Origin of the sequence: Actinoplanes sp. TFC3 (assembly GCF_001553785.1) — a bacterium.
Lineage (GTDB): Bacteria > Actinomycetota > Actinomycetes > Mycobacteriales > Micromonosporaceae > Actinoplanes.
This window is the reverse complement of sequence record NZ_LOJP01000001.1, coordinates 3,645,565-3,664,357: the sequence shown is the minus strand read 5'-3', so window position 1 is coordinate 3,664,357 and position 18,793 is coordinate 3,645,565. Positions and strand designations below refer to the sequence as shown.

Here is an 18,793-nt window from a genome sequence, read left to right as displayed (position 1 = left end):
GCCTCCGACGTGACCATCTCGACAAGCACCGGCGACAGCCGATCCGAGCAGCGGGCCCAGCCGTCCCCGGTCTTCAGCACGACCGGGGGATCGTCCTGGCCGAGCGCTGCGGTCAGCGTCTGAACGAACGTCCAGCACTGATGGCGGTCGCCTGCCCACAGGTTGCCGAGCTCCTCGAGCACACCACGCTCATCGTCGCGGCTTTGGTGTGCCTGGCTGCGCGGCGGGCTGGGGTCAACGAGGTGGTGCTGCTCGTCGCTTGGCTGCTGGTGGCGTCGACGCTTCGGTGGGCGCGGAACCGGGGTGCGCTTGCTCGGTGGGTCGCTCAGTGGCAGCGGCCCGGCGTACCGCAGCATCGACCCTGATGGTCTGATCGGGGGCGGCCCGCCGTCTTTGCGCTGACTGGGGTAGCAACGTCGCGGGCGCCCTTCTTGTCGACCGGACTGACGGGGACGCCTGATCATCGACAGCTACTGCGAGATGGCCCCTAAGGTCGTAGCCGCGCGAGCCGCGCAACCCGCGCGCCTTCAACCGCACGAGAATCAGGTGTCGTAGCAGCCGTCCCACGGCGGGTCGAAGCCCAAGTCGTCGGGCACCAACTCCGCGTGATCCTCGCCGTCGTATTCCTGCGACTGGTCGACCAGTCCGAAGGTGTGGCCCTCGAACTCGACGTGAAACAGCTTGATGGCGATGTCGCCGAAGATGGGCCCGGGCAGCGCCTTGACCCACTCGTCGAGGCGTGCCTGGGCGAGGGCGGTCGAGCCCTGCTCGTTCTCGCTCGTGCCGGCACACCAGATCTGGGAGCCGGTGTGGGCGCCGTCCGGGTTGAAACGGTGCAGCACGGCGTACCAGCGTTTATGTCTGTACCAGTCGTCGGATGCGCCGGCACCGTCCTCAAGGGTGGCAGTGACGGAGCCGAAGAACTGCCCGCCGTCGTAGGTGCCGATTGAGCTGGTGCGGTAGTCCGGCTCGTACGAGATCGGGACGCGCTCGGGAATCGCCATGATCGTGATGCTGGGACAAGGGTACGACAATGATGCGATGCGGATCGAGCTGGTTACCGGGGACATCAAGACCGCCGATCGGCTACGGACAGAAGCTGCACGCGGCTGACGGGCGAGGCTTGCGTTCCATCGAAGAACCGGGAGAGACTGCCCCTGCATCCGGAAAATCTTCGGAAGTTTCGGCGCCGGGCCGGTCGGATGGCGGGGCCCGGAGCGTACCCCCGCAGGAGGATCCCATGACCGCGCTGCACCCGGCTTGGACCGACCACGCCCTGACCCCCGATCGGCGCGCCGAGGCTCTGCTGGCGGCCATGACGCTGAAGGAGAAGATCGCCCAGTTGGGCAGCGTGTGGCCCGGCTTCGGCATGGAGAGCACCGGCGACGTCGCCCCGATGCAGGAAGTGTTCGCCGCCGGTAATCGCCCGCTCCGCACTGCGGTGGCCAATGGCATCGGGCATCTGACCCGCCCGTTCGGCACCCGGCCGGTCACGGCGGAGCAGGGTCGGCAGCGGGTTGTCGAGCTGCAGGAAGCGGTTGTTGCGGGGTCACGGCTGAAAGTTCCGGCGATGGTGCATGAGGAGTGCCTGACCGGGTTCACGACGCTCGGGGCGACGGTGTTTCCGGCGTCGCTGGCCTGGGCGGCCACCTTCGACGCCGCCCTGGTCGAGCGGATGGCGGCGGCGATCGGGGCGGACATGCGAGCGGTAGGCGTGCATCAGGGGCTGTCACCGGTGCTCGACGTGGTGCGGGACTACCGGTGGGGGCGCGTCGAGGAAACCCTGGGCGAGGACCCGTACCTGGTGGCGACGCTCGGCGCGGCATACGTCAGCGGTCTGGAGGAGAACGGCATTGTCGCCACGCTGAAACATTTCGCGGGCTACTCGGCGTCGCGGGCGGCGAGGAACCACGCACCGGTGCCGATGGGACCCCGCGAGCTGCGCGAGATCATACTGCCGCCGTTCGAAACGGCGATCCGGGTGGGTGGGGCGCGGTCGGTGATGAACTCGTACGCCGAGATCGACGGTGTTCCGGTCGGCGCGGATGCCACGGTGCTGACCGGGGTGCTGCGTGACGAGTGGGGTTTCGAGGGCGTGGTGGTGTCCGACTATTGGTCCGTCCCGTTCCTGCAGACCATGCACCGGGTGGCGGGCAGCCCGGGGGAGGCGGGGGCGCTTGCGTTGCGGGCCGGCATCGATGTCGAGTTGCCGGATGCCATCTGTTACGGCGATGAGCTTGTTGAGCGGGTGCGCGCTGGGGACGTACCGGAGGAATTGGTTGATCGTGCGGTCCGGCGGGTGTTGCGGCAGAAGGCGGAACTGGGTCTGCTGGATCCGCACTGGACGCCGCAGGATTCCGTCGCGGCTGGCCAGGGCATCGATCTGGACCGGCCCGCTAACCGGGAGATCGCCCGTGAGCTGGCCGAGCGTTCGGTGATCCTGCTGGCCAACGAGGGTGACGTCCTGCCGCTGACGATGGGGAGCCGGCCGCGGCGCCTTGCGGTGATCGGGCCGTGCGCGGACGATGCGCAGGCGTTCATGGGCTGCTACTCCTACCCGAACCATGTGCTCGGTGACTACCCGGAGTACGGCCTGGGCGTGGAAGCTGACTCGCTGTGGTCGGCGCTGCAGCGGGAACTGCCCGATGACGAGTTCGTGCTGGAGACCGGGTGCCCGATCCGCGACGAGGATCGGTCGGGATTTGCCGCCGCGGTTGCCGCCGCCGCCGCAGCCGACGTGTGCATCGCGGTGGTGGGGGACCGGGCCGGGTTGTTCGGGCGCGGAACTTCCGGGGAGGGCTGCGATGTTCCGGACCTGAGCCTGCCGGGGGTGCAGGGCGACCTGGTCACCGAACTGCTCGGCGCGGGCACGCCGGTGGTGCTGGTCGTGGTGTCGGGACGGCCGTACGCGCTGGGCACCTACGAGCAGGCGGCGGCGCTCGTACAGGCGTTCATGCCGGGCGAGGAGGGCGGCGCGGCGATCGCGGGCGTGCTGTCCGGGCGGATCAACCCGAGCGGCAAGCTGCCCGTGCAGGTGCCGCGACTGCCGGGCGGCCAGCCGGGTACCTATCTGCAGCCGCCGCTCGGGGCTTTCAGCGAGGGCGTCAGCAACCTCGACCCGACGCCGATGTTCGGCTTCGGGCACGGGCTGTCCTACACGACGTACTCCTATGAGAACCTGCAGATCGACAAAACCGAGATTCCGACGGACGGTACGGTCACGATCTCCGTTCACGTGCGCAACACCGGCCCGCGCGACGGCGCTGAAGTCGTCCAGCTGTACCTGCACGACGTTCAGGCCGAGGTGACCCGGCCGCTGCGCCAGCTCGCCGGGTATGCCCGGGTGCCGCTGGCCGCCGGGGCCGCAGCGCAGGTGACGTTCACGTTGCACGCCGACCGGACCGCGTACGTGGGCCGTGACCTGCTGCGCGTGGTCGAACCGGGCGAGATCGAGTTGTTCGCCGGGCCGTCGGTGACCGAGCTGCCGTGCCGTGCCACGATCCGGCTCACCGGTGACCGCCGGGTGGCCGGGCCGGGCCGGGTGCTGACGACTGCGGTGGTGGTGGAAGTACGCTGACGTGGCAAGCTGTCCGGCGACTCGATCCGGGTGCCCTTTCTCCACCCGGGTCATCGGCACCCCGGAACTGCCGGGTCAGACCAGCTGACGCAAGGTGAGCCCGGTGGCCTGCTTGAACAGGTACTCGGCGCGCTCATAGGAGAGCCGCCCGCGCCCGGTGTCCGGGCACACGTCGCCCGGCTGCCGGGGTCGTCCGGGACCGGGCCGTCGCTCGGCCAGAAACAGCGGCCCGCGGGTGCGCTCCCCGATCAGCTCAGGCAGCAGCCGAGCGGTCCTGGAGCGCCAGGTGATGCCGGAGAGCGCTTGCCGGTCGTCGAGGTCGAGGTCGTCGAGGTCGAGGGCAAGCGCTGCGGCGGCTCCGGCGCCGGACTCGTGCAGCAGGGTCCAGAGGGTCCGCTCGCGCAGCGGATGGTTCGGCTGCTGCAGGAGATCTGAGACCTCGGCGGGGGCCATCGCCGGGGTTCGGCCGCGCCTGCGGGCCTTGCGGTTCCTGCCAGCGAGCGGGGGTGAGGTTCTTTGAGCGGCGGCCGCGGGAAATGGGGCTGGCGCGCGGCGGTCCGGGTCTGGCGCTGGGGCTCGGCGGTTCAGGGCGGCGGCCAGGTGCGGGGCGGACGCCGATTCGGCGAAAGACCGGACCGCGGCAAGGTGCCTGTTCCACGTTGCTGCCGCGCATGCGTCCCACGCGATGGCGAAGGCTCGGGCAACCTGCTGCGGGGTAAGCTCACGCACCTCGGCCCGCTCACCCAGAATGCGGCGCAGGCGATGCCAGGTCTGACGGTACGCCCACAGCGTTCCCCCGCTCAGTTCCGCCCGTCCCAGAAACGCCTCCACCGAAGCCCCCAGCAGCAGCCCGCCGGCGGCACCGTCCTCAAGGGAACCGGCCCGCTGCAGCAGGAACGCGCTCTGCGCCGCGTTGGCCGTCAGCGCCGCCGCCCGTTCGAACTCCCGCCGCGCCTCAGCGGGCCGGCCGCACCGCGCCAGTAGATCGCCCCGTACGGCGGGCAGCAGGTGGTAGTCGATCAGCCGCGGGTCGTCCGCGACCGTGTCGGCGATGGCGAGCCCTTCCTCGGGTCCGCGCGCCATGGCGACGGCGACCGCGCGGTTGAGCTGCACGACCGGGGTGGGCAGCAGTCGTACCAGGGCGTCGTAAAGCGCGGCGATTCCCACCCAGTCGGTCGCTTCGGCGGTCCTTGCCTGCGCGTGCGTGACCGCAATGGCCGCCTGCAGCAGGTACGGACCGGGTGGCCCGCCGAGTTCACGGGCCCGCAGCATCGCGGTGAACCCCCGGCGGATCAGCAGCGGATCCCAGCGCCCCCGGTTCTGCTCGGCCAGCGGCACCGGCTCTCCCGCCGGCCCGGTGCGCGCGGCGGCCCGTGACTCCTGAATCTCCATCAGCGCCACCAGCCCGTGCACTTCGGGCTCCTGCGGCATGAGCGTGGCCAGCAATCGGCCCAGCCGTAACGCCTCAAGCGTCAACGCCGGCCGCAGCAGGTCGTCGCCGGACGTGGCCGAGTACCCCTCGTTGAAGATGAGGTAGATGACCTCGAGGACGGCCGAGAGCCGACCGGCCAGTTCCTCGCGCCCGGGCAGCTCGAACGGCACTCCCGCTTCGGCCAGGGTTCGCTTCGCCGTCGCGCACCGCCGGGCAACCCGGGCCTCGGTGCTCAGCAGAGCTCGGGCGATCTCGGCGGTGGTCAGCCCGCCAACCACCTGCAACGTCAACGCGACGCGGGCGCGCGAAGCGAGTACCGGGTGGCACGACAGGAACATCAGCCGCAGCTCGTCGTCGCTGTGCGCCTCGATGGGCGCGGTGGTGGACAGGTCCCGGCCGATGCTGTCCTGTGCGCGTTCCTCGACGGCGGCGCGACGCAGGTGGTCGGCGGCGCGCCGCTTGGCCACAGTCATGAGCCAGGCGCCAGGATTGTCGGGTACGCCGGTGCCAGGCCACTGTTGCAGCGCGGCTACCAAGGCGTCCTGCGCAAGCTCTTCAGCCAGGCCGACGTCACGCACCATCCGCATCAACGCGCCAATGATGCGAGCCGACTCCCCCCGCCAGACCGCTCCCACAGCTCCAGCCGCGTCCGAAGCGCCGCCACCCGAGGCGGCGGCGCTTGCGGACCCGGCGGACGACGTCACGGCCCGAAGACCTGCTGAAGCACGCTCTCCCCGTCACCCACGATCCGGCGGAAGCGGCGGCCCAGTTCGATCGCCTCTTCCTGGGAACGCACCTCCACCAGGGCGAACCCCGCCACAGCCTCCTTGGCCTCGGTGAACGGCCCGTCCGTCACGGTGATCTCGTCGCCGGCCGAGCGGATCACCACCCCCGTGGGGGCCAGGCCGCCGGTGGCCAGCAGCACCCCGGAGGCCGTCATCTCCTCGATGAACTTGGCCATCTCGGCGTACAGGGCCTCGTCCGGCTCGTCCCCGCCCTTGGTCGTCATCAGGTAGCGCATCGCAGTTCTCCTTCTCCCGTGAACGTCGGCTTGCCTCCGGACGTCGAGCCAGCGATGTGACAGGTAATGGCCACGTTACCTGTCACACGGTGGGAACAAGGCCCAGATGCAAGCTCAGGGTGACCGGTCCGGTACAAGACAGTCAGGCCGGCCGGTATTCGACTTCCGGCCGGCCGGGGCTGCCGTACCGCGAAATCCGCAGCACCCGCCCCGCCTCGGCCAGGTGCTCCAGGTAGCGCCGGGCCGTCACCCGCGACGTCCCGATCCGCCCGGCCAGCTCGCCGGCCGACAGACCACTGTCGGCCGGCAACGAGCGCAGCGCCGTGACCACCAGGTCAAGGGTGTGCTCGTCGAGGCCTTTGGGCAGGCTGTCGTGCGGGGAACTGCGCAGCGTCGCGAAGGCCCGGTCGATCTCGTGCTGCGCGGCGATCTCCCCGCTTCCCGGTAGCTGGCTGCGATAGCGGGCGTAGCGGTCCAGCTTGTCGCGGAACGCGGCGAACGTGAACGGCTTCAGCAGGTAGTGGGTCACTCCCAGCGCCACCGCCTGGCGCACGGTTCCCACATCGCGGGCCGAGGTGACCGCCAGGACATCGGTGCCGCTTCCGGCCGCCCGCAACGCCCGGGCCACCTCCAGACCGTGGCGATCGGGCAGGTTCAGGTCGAGCAGCACCAGATCCACCTCGCCGGTCCGCAGCACCGCCATCGCATCACGAGCCGTGTGCGCAACCCCGACAACCGAGAAGCCCGGGACCTTTTCCGTGTACGTCCGGTGCGCCTCGGCAATCAACGGCTCGTCGTCCACCACGAGCACCCGGATGTTCTTCACAGCGGCATCGCAGCGGGCACCGGGATGCGGACGGTCAGCACCGCACCCCGCTGATCCGAGCCGGAGGTGAGCGCGTAGCTCCCGCCGTACCTCTGCGCCACCTGCCGGACCAGCGACAAGCCGACGCCGTGCCCGGGACCCTGCTTGGTCGACCATCCCCGGCGGAACGCCGCGGCGGCCTGCTCCGGCGTCAGACCGGGACCGGTGTCGCTCACCTCGACCAGCACCTCGTTCTCCTCCTGACGCACCAGCACCCGCACCCGCCGCGGCGCCTCCACCAGGGCCACCGCCTCCAGCGCGTTGTCCACCGCGTTGCCGACCACCGTCAGCAGGTCCCGGCTCGGCACCCGGTCCCCGGCCAGGCGCGACTCCGGCGCCACCGTCAGTTCCACGCCACGCTCGCTGGCCTGCGCCGATTTACCCAGCAGCAACGCCGCCAGGGCCGGCTCCTCGACCGCGCCCACCACCTGGTCGGTGAGCTGCTGCGCGAGCGCCAACTCGGCGGTGGCCAGCTCGATCGCCTCCTCGGCCCGGCCCAGTTCCACCATGGTCAGCACCGTGTGCAACCGGTTGGCCGCCTCGTGCGCCTGGGCCTGCAGGGCCGCGGTCAGGCCGCGCACCGAATCCAGCTCTCCGGTCAGGGCTTGCAGCTCGGTATGGTCACGCAGGGTCAGCACCGTGCCCAGTGCCCGCCCCTCGAACCGCGTCTCGCGCTGACTGGCCACCAGCACCCGCTCCCCGGCCAGCACGGGCTCATCGACGGTGGGCCGCCGCGAGGCGATCAGCGCCGCGGCCTCCGCGGGCAGGTCCAGGCCGTCCGCCGGGCCATCCAGAACAGCATCATCCGGTACGCCCAGAAGTCGCCGGCCCTCGTCGTTCATCAACGCCACCTTGCCGTCGCGGTCGACAACGACCAGGCCCTCGCGCACCGAGTGCAGGACCGCGTCGTAGTACTCGTACATCCGGGTGATCTCCGCCGGGCCGAGGCCGTGGGTCTGGCGTCGCAGCCGGCGGCTGAGCAGCCACGCGCCGGTGCCGGCCAGCAGCAGCGCGATGATCGTGGCGATGGCGACGGCGGGCACCTGGCGCAGCAGACCGGCGTTGATGGCCTGGGTGGTGATGCCGACCGAGACCAACCCGATGATGGTGCCGTTCTGGGCGCGAACGGGGACCACTGTTCGTACCGAATCGCCAAGACTGCCTTTGAATTGCTGAATCACCACGCCGCCGGCCAGCGCCTTGTCGACCGAGCCGGCAAATTTCTGGCCGATCAGCTCGGGCGTCGGGTGGGTGTAGCGAGTGCGGTCCGGGCTCATCACCACGATGAAGTCGGTGGCGGTGGCCTTGCGGGTGGCCTCGGCGTAGGGCTGCAGCACCGCCGAGGGGTCAGCGCTGCGCAGCGCGTCGGCGGTCGCGGGGGAGCGAGCGATGGTCTCGGCGACCGCTGTCACCTCCTGCACCGCGGCGGCCCGCGCGTCGCGGCGGGCCAGCAGGATCGTCCCGGCCGTGCCCGCGCCCACCAGCAGCGTCACGACCAGCACCTGCAGAGCGAACAGTTGCCGCGCGATGCTCCAGTGTCCGGTCATCTCCCGCTCCTGTTTCGCCCGGGGCAGCACCGCGTTTCGCAGCGGTGAACAGAATGAACGTAATGGTGCTTGCCGATGAGACCCAGACCACAGTCTGCGGCATGGCACTGGAGACCACCGCCCCGGCTCGGCGGGACCGCACGCACCTGCTGTACCTGGCGGTGATCGGTGCTGTCCTGCTCGGCATCGCCGTCGGCTTTCTGTTCCCGGATTTCGCCAAGGAGCTGAAGCCGATCGGCACCGGCTTCGTCAACCTGATCAAGATGATGATCAGCCCGGTCATCTTCTGCACGATCGTGCTCGGCGTCGGCTCGGTGCGCAAGGCGGCCCAGGTCGGCAAGGTCGGCGGCCTTGCGCTGGGCTACTTCCTGCTGATGTCCACGGTCGCGCTGGCCATCGGCCTGGTCGTCGGCAACCTCATCCACCCCGGCTCGGGGCTGCACCTGACCCCTGAGGCCGCAGCGGCCGGGCAGAAGCAGGTCGGCGACACCGCCGGCGAAGGCACCGCCGCGTTCCTGCTCGGCATCATCCCCACCACGCTGGTCTCCTCGCTGACCCAGGGTCAGGTGCTGCAGGCGCTGCTGGTGGCGCTGCTGGTCGGCTTTGCCGTGCAGACCATGGGACCGCGCGGCGAGCCGATCCTGCGGGCGGTCGGGCTGTTCCAGCGCCTGGTGTTCAAGATCCTCGCCATGATCATGTGGCTGGCCCCGATCGGCGCGTTCGGCGCGATCGCGGCGGTGGTCGGGGAGACCGGCGTCGACGCGCTCAAGAGCCTGGCCCAGATCATGCTCGGCTTCTACCTGACCTGCGCAATCTTCGTGTTCGTCATCCTGGCCGCGCTGCTCTGGTTCTTCGCCCGGATCAACCTGTTCGCGATGCTGAAGTACCTGGGCCGCGAGTTCCTGCTGATCCTGTCGACTTCGTCGTCGGAGTCGGCCCTGCCCCGGCTCATCGCCAAGATGGAACACTTCGGCGTGGCCAAGCCGGTCGTCGGCATCACCGTGCCGACCGGCTACTCGTTCAACCTCGACGGCACCGCGATCTACCTGACCATGGCCTCGCTGTTCATCGCCCAGGCCATGGACCAGCCGCTGAACATCGGCGAGCAGATCTCGCTGCTGGCCTTCATGATCATCGCCTCGAAGGGGGCCGCCGGGGTCACCGGTGCGGGCCTGGCCACCCTGGCCGGCGGGCTGCAGAGCCACCGCCCGGAGCTGCTGGACGGCGTCGGGCTGATCGTGGGCATCGACCGGTTCATGTCCGAGGCCCGCGCGCTGACCAACTTCGCCGGCAACGCGGTGGCCACGGTGCTGGTTGGCTCCTGGACCGGGCAGTTCGACCGGGACAAGGCACTGCAGGTTCTGGCGGGCAACGACCCGTTCCCGGAGAACACCATGCTCGACGACGACCACCACCACGAGGAGCCGGCCGCGGCCGATACCGAGCCTGCTCCGGTCAAGTAACCGCTGAGCCACCACCCCGTCGCGAGGCCCCTCGGCGACGGGGTGGCTCCAGCTGCGCCCTGCGGGAAGACTGGCACCATGAAACTGCATGAGGCGATCACCGGTCGGCTGCGCTTGTTCATCGAAGCGCAGCCGATGTTCTTCGTGGCCACCGCCCCGGCCGGCCCCGAGGGGCACGTCAACCTCTCACCCAAGGGCATGCACGGCACCTTCCGCGTGCTCGACGAGCACCGGGTGGCCTACCTGGACTATCACGGCAGCGGTGCCGAAACCGCCGCACACCTGGCCGACAACGGCCGCATCACGGTGATGTTCTGCGCGTTCACCGGCCCGCCCAACATCGTCCGGCTGCACGGCAAGGGCCGGATGGTGGCGCTGACCGACCCCGGCTGGCCCGAGGCGCTGGCCCTGTTCCCCGACCCGCCGGACGTGCACGGCGCTCGGTCCGTGGTGTTCATCGACGTCGACCGGGTCAGCGACTCGTGCGGCTACTCGGTGCCGCTGATGGCGTACGAGGGGGATCGGGACACCCTGGTGCGCTGGAGCGAACGCAAGTCGCCGCAGGACCTCGCCACGTACCGCCGCACCAAGAACAGCGAAAGCATCGACGGGCTGCCCGCGTTCAACGGCTGAGCCGGCCCCCCGAGCTGCGTACGTTGTCCGTGGCCGGGACGGGCTACCTGCACGGATGGGACGTGTCCGCGCCGCCCGGCAACGAGTCGCTGACCATCGTGCACGATCGCGCCATCACCGGCGCGCAGGCGCTGGGCACGCGCAGCAAGGCCGTGGCCAGCAAGGCGGCCTGATCAGTCGAGCACCCGCAGCGGCGTGCCGTCGCGCCAGGCCACGATGTCCTCGACGGCCTGCCCGAACATGGTGCGGTAGGCGCCCTCGGTCACGTAGCCCAGGTGCGGCAGCAGCACCGTGTTCGGCGCGCCGCGCAGCGGGTCACCTTGCGGCAGCGGCTCGGTGTCGTACACGTCCAGCCCGGCGCCCGCGAGCCTGCCCGTGGTCAGCGCGGTGACCAGGGCGGTTTCGTCGACGATGGGCCCGCGCGAGGTGTTGATCAGCACCGCCGAGGGTTTCATCGCCGCGAGTTCGTCCGCGCCGACCAGCCCGGTGGTCCGCTCGCCGAGCTTCAGGTGGATGCTCAGCACGTCGCTGGTGGCGAACAGCTCGTCCTTGGGCACCCGGGTCACGTCCACCTCGGCGGCGCGTTCGGGAGTGAGGTGCTCGCTCCACGCGATGACCCGCATGTCGAAGGCCTGGCCGATGCGGGCGACCTGGGTGCCGAGCCGGCCCAGCCCGAGCAGGCCCAGCGTGCTGCCGGCCAGATCGGAGCCGATGGTGGTCTGCCACAGGCCGTCGCGCAGCGCCCGATCCTCGGTGGTCAGGTGCCGGCGCACGGCCAGGATCAACGCCCAGGTCAGCTCGGCGGTGTTCGAGCTCTTGGCCGAACCGCCCATCGTGGTGCCGCAGACGGTGACCCCGTGCGCCGTGGCTGCTGCCAGGTCGATCGCGGCGTTGAGCATGCCGGTGGTCACCAGCAGCCGCAGCTCGGGCAGCCGGTCGAACAGCTCGGCCGGGAACGCCGTCCGTTCGCGCATCGCCACCACGACCTCGGCGCCGCTCAGTGCCGCGGCCACCTCGTTCAGCCCGCCGAGATGCTCGTGCAGCACCACCACCTCGGCCCCGGCGATCGTGTCGAAAGCCCCGAACGTGCGCGCCACCCGCTGATAGTCATCCAGCACCACGATTTTCATGCCCCTACGGTACGGACACAGCCCCCGTTCCCGCGAAGAACTCCGGGCCCGCGGCCGCGCAGCCGATGACGAGCGCCATGACGTCTGCTTGCCGAGGTCGAGCACCTTCGCCGAGACGGTGATCGTGGCCGAGCGCACCGGGCCGCCGCCCACGGTGTAGAGGGCGTAGGTGTGCGTCTCGGTGCTGGCGACCTCGCCGCTGCACGAGAGGAATCCCTGCGAAACCCTGAGCGCTACTTGCTGAAGCCCGCGGTCAGGCCGCTCAGCAACTGGCGCCGGCCGATGGCGTACAGGATGACGATCGGGATGGTGGTCAGCACGACGGAGGCGGCCACCGCCGGCACGTTGACGCCGAACTGGCCCTGGAATGTCCACAGGGCCAGCGGGATGGTCCGCTGATCCGGGCTCTGGGTCAGGATCAGCGGGAGCAGGAAGCCGTTCCAGATGCCCAGCCCGTTGTAGATCATCACGGTGGCCAGCGCCGGGCGGGTCAGTGGGAAGGCCAGGTGCCACAGCGTGCCCCACTCGGTCGCGCCGTCCACGCGCATGCTTTCGAACAGTTCGCGGGGTACGTCGCGGACGAAATTGGACAGGACGAGCACCGACAACGGGATGGCGAAGGCGATCGAGGGCAGGATGATCGCGGCCAGGGTGTCGTACATGCGCAGCCGGATGATGATCAGGTAGACCGGGATGATGGTGGCCTGCAGCGGCACAGCCAGCCCCATCAGGAACAGCGAGTTGGCCCAGCGCAGGAACCGGCTGCGCCCGCCGGCCCGCACGATCGCGTACGCCGCCATGAAGGAGATCAGCGTGGCCGGCAGCACCGCCCCGGCCGTCACGATGGCGCTGTTGACGAAGTAGCGCACGAAGCCCGACTCGACGACCAGCTTGTAGTTGCCGAAGGTCGGGTCGCTCGGGGGCACCAGCGGGTTCTGGATGAAGTAGGTGCCGCGCGTCTTGAGGCTGGTGATGACGATCCAGTAGATCGGCACCATGATCAGCACGAGCCAGATCCACGCCGCTGCGCCGCCGAACCAGTTGCGCCCACGGACCCGGCGGCCGGCCGGGGTGGTGGCATCCGCGGTGACGACGGGGGTGCGGTGGCCGCCCCGGGTGAGAGTGGAGGCCACCGTCATACTCCTTCGAGTTGGCTGTCGTCGGGTTTGCCCCCGCCGAGGCGGCGCAGCAGCAGCGCCAGGCCGAGGCCGATGAGCACCAGGATCACCGCGATCACGCTGGCCGGGCCCATCAGGGTGGCCTGGAAGCCGCGCTGGTACATGTCCACGGCCAGCATCCGGGTGGCGTCGGCCGGGCCGCCGGCGGTCAGCACGAAGATCAGGTCGAAGAAGGTCAGCGAGCCGACCACCATCAGCGTCGACGAGGTGATGATCGTGTACCTGAGCTGGGGGAGGGTGATGCTGAAGAACTGCCGGATCCGCCCGGCGCCGTCGAGCTGCGCGGCCTCGTACAGCGAATCCGGGATCTGCCGCACTCCGCCCTGATAGATCAGGGCATGGAACGGAACGTACTGCCACGACACCACCGCGACGACCACGCCGACCGCGAGGTGGCCCTTGCCCAGCCAGTCCTGCTGCAGCACGGCGAGCTGCAAGCCGTTACCCAGCCCGAAGTTGGGGTCGAGCAGCGCCTTGAACGTGATGGCGATCGCGGCCGAGCTGAGCAGCAGCGGGATGAAGTACAGCACCGCGAGCAGCTCACGGTAGCGCTGCCGGCCGGCCAGGAACACGCCGATGAGCAGGCTCAGCGGGGTCTGCACGAGCCAGGACAACGCCATGATCAGGAAGGTGACCCCGATGGCGTGCGGCAGTTGCGGATCGGTCAGCACCGCACGCCAGCTGTTCAGCCCGGAGGGGGTGATGTCGCGGATGCCGTCCCAGGAGGTGAAGCTGAGCGCGAGCACGCCGAGCAGCGGCACCACGGCGAAGGCGACGAACATCGCCAGCGCGGGCGCCGCCATCCAGGCGACCGGGCCGCTGCGCCCGCCCGATCCGGAAGTGCCCGGCTCGGCCCGTACGGCCGGCGCAGCGAACGTGCTCACTTGCCGATCGTTCCGTTCATGGTCTGGATGAACTGGTCGGGGCCGATGGAGAGCTGGAAGAACTTGGCGATCGTGTCCAGCAGGGTCTCCGCGGCGGTCGGGGTCAGCGCCTGGTCCCAGGACTGCGCGAACACCTTGGCCCCGGAGGCCGTGTCGTAGATGAACTTGAGGAACGCGGCGTCCGTGGAGGCGGCCAGCTTGGCTTCGGTGCCCTTGACGATGGGCACCGCGCCGGAGTCGATCCACTGCTGGATCTCGGTGTCGTCGAGCACCCCGCTCTGGAAGAACTTCTTCGCCGTGGCCTTCTGCTCGGCGCTGGCCTTGGCGGAGATCGACAGGTACTGCCCGGCGTTGCCGACGGTGTCACTCGGGTCGCCCTTGCCCCCCTCGACCGGCGGGAAGGTCAAGTAGCCGAGCTTGCCGCCCGAGACGAAGTCCCCGCCGTCAGTGTTCATACTCTGGTACGTCCACGACCCGTGCAGCATCATCGCGGCCTTGCCGGTGAACAGCAGCGCCTGGTCGGCGTTGGTGTCCGCGGCGATCGACGAGAAGCCCTTGACGAAGCCGTCGGCGCGGATGAGGTCCTGCATCTTGGTCAGCGCTTCCTTGGCTGCGGGGTGCGACCAGGCTTCCTTCTCGCCCTCGAACGCCGCCTGGAACACCTCGGAGCCGCCGATGCGGTCGAACAGGAACTCCAGCCACATCATGTTGGTCCAGCGCGACTGCCCGCCCAGCGAGAACGGTGCGATCTTCTTGGTGTTGAACACCTGGACCAGGTTCATGATGTCGGCCCAGGACTGCGGCGGCTGCGCCCCGGCCTTGTCGAAGACTTCCTTGTTGTAGAACAGCACGATGGGCTGCACGGTCTCGGCCGGCATCGCGTAGATCTTGTTGTCGATGGTGGCCGGGCCGAACGACGCCGGGAACAGCCGGTCCTTGACCGCGGCGTTCTCCGTGAACCAGGACGTCAGGTCCTCGACTTGCCCGGCCTCGACGTAGCTCTTGAGCCCGCCGCCACCCCAGCCCCAGATGATCGTCGGTGCCTGCCCGGCACCGAGCGCGGTCTTGATCTTCGCCTTGTAGGCGTCGTTGGGGAACGCCGCCGAGGTGATCTTGTTGTCGTTGGCTTTGCCGAAGCGGTCGACGGCGCCGGCCCGGATGTTCTCCTGTGGCTGTCCACTGAGGAACCAGTAGTCCGCCGCTCCGGCGTCGCCGCTGCCGGGTCCGCTGGGCCCCGAGCTGCCGCACGCCGCGAGGGTGGCGGCGGCGCTGGTGCCCGCGACAAGGCTGAGGAACGAGCGGCGGGACAGGGGGGAGGGATTCACGTGTGTCTCCACTCATTGAGTGCTGACTTCGCTGAAAGTTTCGGAACCCATGCGTAAGTTATCGAGAGGTTTCGTCAAGGTAGATTTCGTCGAACACGCTGTCAAGGGGTGCGACCGCGTTCTGGCAGCACAGGTGGAATCGCTCCCAACTGCGGTGGGCGGCTCGGAAGGTACGTCTGGAACTTTCAGAGGCTCGCGCTGCTACCGCGTGTCATCGGCCGGGATAGCCAGGCCCCATGCCGCCGGCGCCCCGGCTCCGGCGCTGGCCGCCGGATCCACCACGACGATCGGAATGCGCAGCCGGGCCGCCCGCCCTCCGGAATTTCCGATCTTCTCCCGGAGCCGAGGTGCAATATCGACGATCGTCTAGGTAATGGGCCCGGGGGGCTCACCCGTTTGGCCGGATGGCATGCACGAGTTCTTCGCCCCGTGGACACGTACCCGCCGTCAACGATCTTCTAAATTTCGATCGGTCCATCTCTTTGACAGCGGGAGAACACATGTCCGTCAAGGGCAGAATCGCGGCCGTCCTCGGCGCAGTGCTCGGCTTCGCCGGCGTTGTCGCGCCGGCACCGGCGCACGCGGCGGTGAGCCGGGCCCAGCTCGCACTGCGCTGGGCACCCATCCACTACCAGGACGTCGACGCCACGGGCAGCCACGCGCTGGGCGGCAAGTCCGACTACCTGACCGCTGTCGACTACGACGGCGACCTCAACGGGCGCAACAACTGGGACCGCGCGCCGGCCGGCGACGTGTCGTTCGCGGCCAACGTGTACTACTCGGTGGTGGAGACCGGCAGCCATTGGTTCATCACGTACTTCTTCTTCCACCCGCGCGACTGGGTCGACCACCCGTTCTTCGAGACCGAGCATGAGAACGACGGCGAGGGCCTCACCCTCGCGGTCGAGAAGGACGGCACCGACTACGGCAAGCTGCGCTCGATGGTGACGGTGGCGCACACCGACTTCTACTCGTACACCCCGGCGGGTAGCACCTGGACCAACGGCAAGGAGAGCATCGACGGCACCGTGCAGCTGCAGTCCTCGCCGCACGACTCGTTCCAGCACCCGGTGACCGCGCAGCAGCCGCAGGGTCACGGGCTCAAGGCCTACCCGCAGTACACCATCAACGGCGACGGCATCATCTACTACCCGTCGACCACCGCGGAGACGCCGGCCAGCGGCAACGACCGCGACGTGCAGTACGCCCTGATCGATATCTTCGCCGACGGCGGACTGTGGGCGCAGCGCAACAACCCCAGCCTGTTCGCCTCGCTCGGCACGTTTGCCGGAGACGCCAGCGGTGACTGCGGCAAGGGTACGTACTCCTGCGGCACCAACTCGGCGAACGCGCCGTGGGGCTGGGACGACGGCAACGACGTGCCCGGACGCGGCGAGATCGCCACCGACCCGGCAAAACTGTCGGTCGAGTACTTCACCGTGCCGGGCACGCTGGCGCGCTCGTACTCCTACAACCCGTACTCCAGCGCCGCCGCGGCGCTCAAGGAAGCCGACCGGGTCGCCCCGCGCGTGGTCGACTGATCCACTGCTGGAGCTGCCCGGCCGATCAGGCCCGATCGGCCGGGCACGCTGCTCAGACGGCGAAACCGCGGTGCCGGCGGACCAGCTTGCGCGCCATGAACACGGTCTGGGCGATGGTGGCGATGTAGAGCACCGGCCAGCCCAGCGACAGGATCGCCGACTGCACGCCCAGGCTCTGCTGGCTCCAGGCGTAGATCGCACCGCCGGTGATGGCCAGCAGGACGACCAAGGGCATCACGTACGCCGAGCCTTTGCCCTTCTCGGCGTTGGCCTGCGCGGCCCAGTTGTCCTTGTCGGTCTGGGCCAGGAACTGTGCCCACGCGGAGACGAAGTGCCCCATCCGGACCCACATGTAGATCTCGGCGGGCAAGGCCAGGGCGGCGTACAGGATGTCCGAAGCGCTCTTGTCCTTCATTGCCAGGGCCAGGCGCAGGTTCAGCAGGGCTGCGACGGCCGGGGGGATCAGCCAGATCGGGTTGAACACGAACGCGTGGATCGACAGCGCGGCCACCAGCAGCAGCAGGAAGCCCAGCCGCGAGGCGATGTTGAAGCCCATGGAGATGTTCTCGTACCAGCGCAGCCGCAGGTTGGGGTGCAGGGGCTGACCCTTGTTGTCGCCGCGCTGGCCGGGCCAGAACAGGTCGATGGCGCCGAAGTTCCACTTGACCTGCTGACCGTGCAACGCTCGCAGGTTGGTCATCGGGCCGACGTACGCGCGGGCCGTGGCACTGATCTTCGTGCTGAAACCGGCGTCCTTGATCTGCAGCGAGAGCTTGCTGTCCTCGACCTCGCTGTCGCGCACCCACGGCGCCTGCTGGTGGTGGCGGACCATCACCATCTCCAGCGCGCGGATGCTGAACAGGCTGCACTGCCCGCCGAGCACCGCCATGTTGCGCCCGCGCAGCAGGTTGTCCATGTTGAACGCGCCGAACTGCGCGCGCTGCCCGGCGATCAGGAAGCGGGCCATCAACCCCTTGTAGCGGCTCTTGTCGATGCTGTAGATGGCGCTGAGCCCGCCGATGCGCGGGTCGTCGGTCATCTCCAGCTCGAGGCGCTCCACGGCGTCGCGGGCCAGCGTCGTGTCGCCGTCCACGCCCAGGATGTAGTCGAACCCGCGGGACAGGAAGTAGCCGTAGTTGAGTGCGCCGACCTTCTTGTCCGGGTTGACGCCCATGTCATGTACGTGCACCGTCGTGACAAAGTCCTCGCCTTTGACGGTACGGATGTGGCGACCTTCGAACGTACGGGCAATCTCGGGGGTGTCGTCGTCGGTGTTGTTGATGATGACGTGCACGACGTCGGGCAGCCGGGTCTGCGCCAGGATGCTGCGCAGCACGTCGGCGATCGTTTCCTGCTCGTTGTAGCAGGGGATGATGCAGCTGATGGTGGCGTTGCGCGGGGTGGCGTTGGTGGCCGCGGCCGCGATCTCGCCGACCACCGTCTCCACGGCTTCGAGCTCGGCCAGTTGCGGCACGGCTGGCGGCAGCGCGAGCGGGCCCGCCTTGGCGCTGCGCGGCACCAGGATCTGGCGGTCGGTGGCCCGGCGCAGTCCGGGGCTGGAATCGGTCATCAACTGGCACCATTCGTGAGCAGCGGCAGGGTCAGGGTGTCGAGCGCGGTGGAGCGGTAGAAGCTGTTCGAGTCCGGCTCGGTTTCGACCAGCAGGTCCAGCCGCACCGTGAGCGTGAGCTTCGTGGCCCCCGCCGTGGCGGCAGGCAGCGTCACCACCGTGTCGTAGGGGTACGGCGGCGTCACGTCGAACTTGCCGCTGTCGGTGGCCGCCACGGCCCGCTTCGTGCCGTCATCCTGGGTGACCTGGAACGTGCTCACGCTCATCCGGTGGGTGTTGTCGGCATCCTCGATGTGCGCGGCAACATTGATGGTCTTCGTCGACGCGGCGGTGTACAGCTTCGCGTTGTCGCCCGTCCAGTACGTCAGCTGGACGGTGAAGTTGCCCTGCTTGAGCCGGTGCGTCACCGTGCCGGTGTCCAGCGGGCCACTGGGGCGCACCGGGGGCTTGACGCTTGCGCTGACACTCGGGCTCGGGGTGGGACTCTTGGTGGAGGTGCCGCCGAGCAGCGGTTTGCTGCTGCTGGTGAGCTCGGTGAGGCTGCTGCAGCCGGTCAGGCCGGCGCCGAGCACGGCGACTGCCGTGCCGACTGCCACAGCTCGGGGGACGCGAAAGGTACGTTTCATA

General features: G+C 69.3%; 17 protein-coding genes. 6 read left to right on the top strand and 11 right to left on the bottom strand.

The window, feature by feature from the left end:
- Nucleotides 1-140: 140 nt before the first annotated feature.
- Nucleotides 141-365, top strand: coding sequence for a hypothetical protein (locus TFC3_RS16490; protein WP_067500636.1), 225 nt, complete (start codon nucleotides 141-143; stop codon nucleotides 363-365).
- A 177-nt stretch (nucleotides 366-542) separates the two neighbouring features.
- Here the strand turns inward: TFC3_RS16490 and TFC3_RS16485 are convergent, their stop codons facing one another.
- Entirely contained in the window at nucleotides 543-1,004 is a 462-nt protein-coding gene (locus TFC3_RS16485) for a hypothetical protein (RefSeq protein WP_067500634.1), read from the bottom strand.
- Between the two features lie 236 nt (nucleotides 1,005-1,240).
- On the opposite strand from TFC3_RS16485, the gene TFC3_RS16480 reads away from it, so the two are divergent.
- Nucleotides 1,241-3,577 carry a beta-glucosidase gene (locus TFC3_RS16480; RefSeq protein WP_067500631.1) on the top strand — a complete coding sequence of 779 codons (2,337 nt, stop codon included), beginning with the start codon at nucleotides 1,241-1,243 and terminating at the stop codon, nucleotides 3,575-3,577.
- Between the two features lie 75 nt (nucleotides 3,578-3,652).
- Here TFC3_RS16480 and TFC3_RS40480 read toward each other — a convergent pair whose 3' ends face one another.
- The 4 genes from TFC3_RS40480 to TFC3_RS16460 form a co-directional block, all read right to left on the bottom strand.
- Nucleotides 3,653-5,644 carry an RNA polymerase sigma factor gene (locus TFC3_RS40480; RefSeq protein WP_067500630.1) on the bottom strand — a complete coding sequence of 664 codons (1,992 nt, stop codon included), beginning with the start codon at nucleotides 5,642-5,644 and terminating at the stop codon, nucleotides 3,653-3,655.
- Nucleotides 5,645-5,709: 65 nt separating this feature from the next.
- Nucleotides 5,710-6,030 (bottom strand): YciI family protein, encoded by a 321-nt coding sequence (locus TFC3_RS16470; protein WP_067500627.1) that lies wholly within the window; start codon nucleotides 6,028-6,030, stop codon nucleotides 5,710-5,712.
- A gap of 142 nt (nucleotides 6,031-6,172) precedes the next feature.
- On the bottom strand, nucleotides 6,173-6,856 hold the full coding sequence (locus TFC3_RS16465; RefSeq protein WP_067500625.1) for a response regulator: 684 nt from the start codon (nucleotides 6,854-6,856) through the stop codon (nucleotides 6,173-6,175).
- On the bottom strand, nucleotides 6,853-8,442 hold the full coding sequence (locus TFC3_RS16460) for a sensor histidine kinase (protein ID WP_067500623.1): 1,590 nt from the start codon (nucleotides 8,440-8,442) through the stop codon (nucleotides 6,853-6,855). Before TFC3_RS16460 ends, TFC3_RS16465 begins: the two co-directional genes overlap by 4 nt.
- Nucleotides 8,443-8,543: 101 nt before the next feature.
- On the opposite strand from TFC3_RS16460, the gene TFC3_RS16455 reads away from it, so the two are divergent.
- The 3 genes from TFC3_RS16455 (at nucleotide 8,544) to TFC3_RS39345 (ending at nucleotide 10,711) form a co-directional block, all read left to right on the top strand.
- On the top strand, nucleotides 8,544-9,905 hold the full coding sequence (locus TFC3_RS16455; protein WP_173745326.1) for a cation:dicarboxylate symporter family transporter: 1,362 nt from the start codon (nucleotides 8,544-8,546) through the stop codon (nucleotides 9,903-9,905).
- Between the two features lie 78 nt (nucleotides 9,906-9,983).
- Nucleotides 9,984-10,538, top strand: coding sequence for a pyridoxamine 5'-phosphate oxidase family protein (locus TFC3_RS16450; RefSeq protein WP_067500621.1), 555 nt, complete (start codon nucleotides 9,984-9,986; stop codon nucleotides 10,536-10,538).
- A 23-nt stretch (nucleotides 10,539-10,561) separates the two neighbouring features.
- The gene (locus TFC3_RS39345) at nucleotides 10,562-10,711 is read left to right on the top strand and encodes a hypothetical protein (protein ID WP_236718155.1); all 150 of its coding nucleotides are present in this window, start codon (nucleotides 10,562-10,564) and stop codon (nucleotides 10,709-10,711) included.
- Here TFC3_RS39345 and TFC3_RS16445 read toward each other — a convergent pair whose 3' ends face one another.
- The 4 genes from TFC3_RS16445 to TFC3_RS16430 all read right to left on the bottom strand — a co-directional run bounded on the left by TFC3_RS16445 (nucleotide 10,712) and on the right by TFC3_RS16430 (nucleotide 15,055).
- On the bottom strand, nucleotides 10,712-11,668 hold the full coding sequence (locus tag TFC3_RS16445; RefSeq protein ID WP_067500619.1) for a D-2-hydroxyacid dehydrogenase family protein: 957 nt from the start codon (nucleotides 11,666-11,668) through the stop codon (nucleotides 10,712-10,714).
- A gap of 233 nt (nucleotides 11,669-11,901) precedes the next feature.
- Nucleotides 11,902-12,807, bottom strand: a complete 906-nt coding sequence (locus TFC3_RS16440; protein WP_082772100.1) for a carbohydrate ABC transporter permease — start codon at nucleotides 12,805-12,807, stop codon at nucleotides 11,902-11,904.
- Complete coding sequence (locus tag TFC3_RS16435; RefSeq protein ID WP_236718154.1) at nucleotides 12,804-13,730, bottom strand: carbohydrate ABC transporter permease; 927 nt, start codon at nucleotides 13,728-13,730, stop codon at nucleotides 12,804-12,806. The genes TFC3_RS16440 and TFC3_RS16435 overlap by 4 nt, the downstream gene beginning before the upstream one ends.
- Nucleotides 13,727-15,055 (bottom strand): extracellular solute-binding protein, encoded by a 1,329-nt coding sequence (locus tag TFC3_RS16430; RefSeq protein WP_067500617.1) that lies wholly within the window; start codon nucleotides 15,053-15,055, stop codon nucleotides 13,727-13,729. The genes TFC3_RS16435 and TFC3_RS16430 overlap by 4 nt, the downstream gene beginning before the upstream one ends.
- Nucleotides 15,056-15,555: 500 nt before the next feature.
- Here TFC3_RS16430 and TFC3_RS16425 point away from each other — a divergent pair, with 500 nt between their 5' ends.
- Nucleotides 15,556-16,596: a hypothetical protein gene (locus TFC3_RS16425; protein WP_067500615.1), complete on the top strand. Its 1,041-nt coding sequence runs from the start codon at nucleotides 15,556-15,558 to the stop codon at nucleotides 16,594-16,596.
- 52 nt (nucleotides 16,597-16,648) lie between these two features.
- Here TFC3_RS16425 and TFC3_RS16420 read toward each other — a convergent pair whose 3' ends face one another.
- Together TFC3_RS16420 and TFC3_RS16415 are read right to left on the bottom strand one after the other, a co-directional pair.
- On the bottom strand, nucleotides 16,649-18,166 hold the full coding sequence (locus tag TFC3_RS16420; protein WP_067500613.1) for a glycosyltransferase: 1,518 nt from the start codon (nucleotides 18,164-18,166) through the stop codon (nucleotides 16,649-16,651).
- Entirely contained in the window at nucleotides 18,166-18,792 is a 627-nt protein-coding gene (locus TFC3_RS16415; RefSeq protein ID WP_067500611.1) for a hypothetical protein, read from the bottom strand. The genes TFC3_RS16420 and TFC3_RS16415 overlap by 1 nt, the downstream gene beginning before the upstream one ends.
- Nucleotide 18,793 lies beyond the last annotated feature (1 nt).

What these genes read in the sequence shown, in the direction of transcription:
- TFC3_RS16450 (WP_067500621.1), top strand. Translation starts at nt 9,984, where the DNA reads ATGAAACTGCATGAGGCGATCACCGGTCGGCTGCGCTTGTTCATCGAA.
- TFC3_RS16445 (WP_067500619.1), bottom strand. Translation starts at nt 11,668, where the DNA reads ATGAAAATCGTGGTGCTGGATGACTATCAGCGGGTGGCGCGCACGTTC.
- TFC3_RS16420 (WP_067500613.1), bottom strand. Translation starts at nt 18,166, where the DNA reads ATGACCGATTCCAGCCCCGGACTGCGCCGGGCCACCGACCGCCAGATC.
- TFC3_RS16440 (WP_082772100.1), bottom strand. Translation starts at nt 12,807, where the DNA reads ATGACGGTGGCCTCCACTCTCACCCGGGGCGGCCACCGCACCCCCGTC.
- TFC3_RS16480 (WP_067500631.1), top strand. Translation starts at nt 1,241, where the DNA reads ATGACCGCGCTGCACCCGGCTTGGACCGACCACGCCCTGACCCCCGAT.
- TFC3_RS16455 (WP_173745326.1), top strand. Translation starts at nt 8,544, where the DNA reads ATGGCACTGGAGACCACCGCCCCGGCTCGGCGGGACCGCACGCACCTG.
- TFC3_RS16490 (WP_067500636.1), top strand. Translation starts at nt 141, where the DNA reads ATGGCGGTCGCCTGCCCACAGGTTGCCGAGCTCCTCGAGCACACCACG.
- TFC3_RS16425 (WP_067500615.1), top strand. Translation starts at nt 15,556, where the DNA reads ATGTCCGTCAAGGGCAGAATCGCGGCCGTCCTCGGCGCAGTGCTCGGC.
- TFC3_RS16485 (WP_067500634.1), bottom strand. Translation starts at nt 1,004, where the DNA reads ATGGCGATTCCCGAGCGCGTCCCGATCTCGTACGAGCCGGACTACCGC.
- TFC3_RS16470 (WP_067500627.1), bottom strand. Translation starts at nt 6,030, where the DNA reads ATGCGCTACCTGATGACGACCAAGGGCGGGGACGAGCCGGACGAGGCC.
- TFC3_RS16415 (WP_067500611.1), bottom strand. Translation starts at nt 18,792, where the DNA reads ATGAAACGTACCTTTCGCGTCCCCCGAGCTGTGGCAGTCGGCACGGCA.
- TFC3_RS16460 (WP_067500623.1), bottom strand. Translation starts at nt 8,442, where the DNA reads ATGACCGGACACTGGAGCATCGCGCGGCAACTGTTCGCTCTGCAGGTG.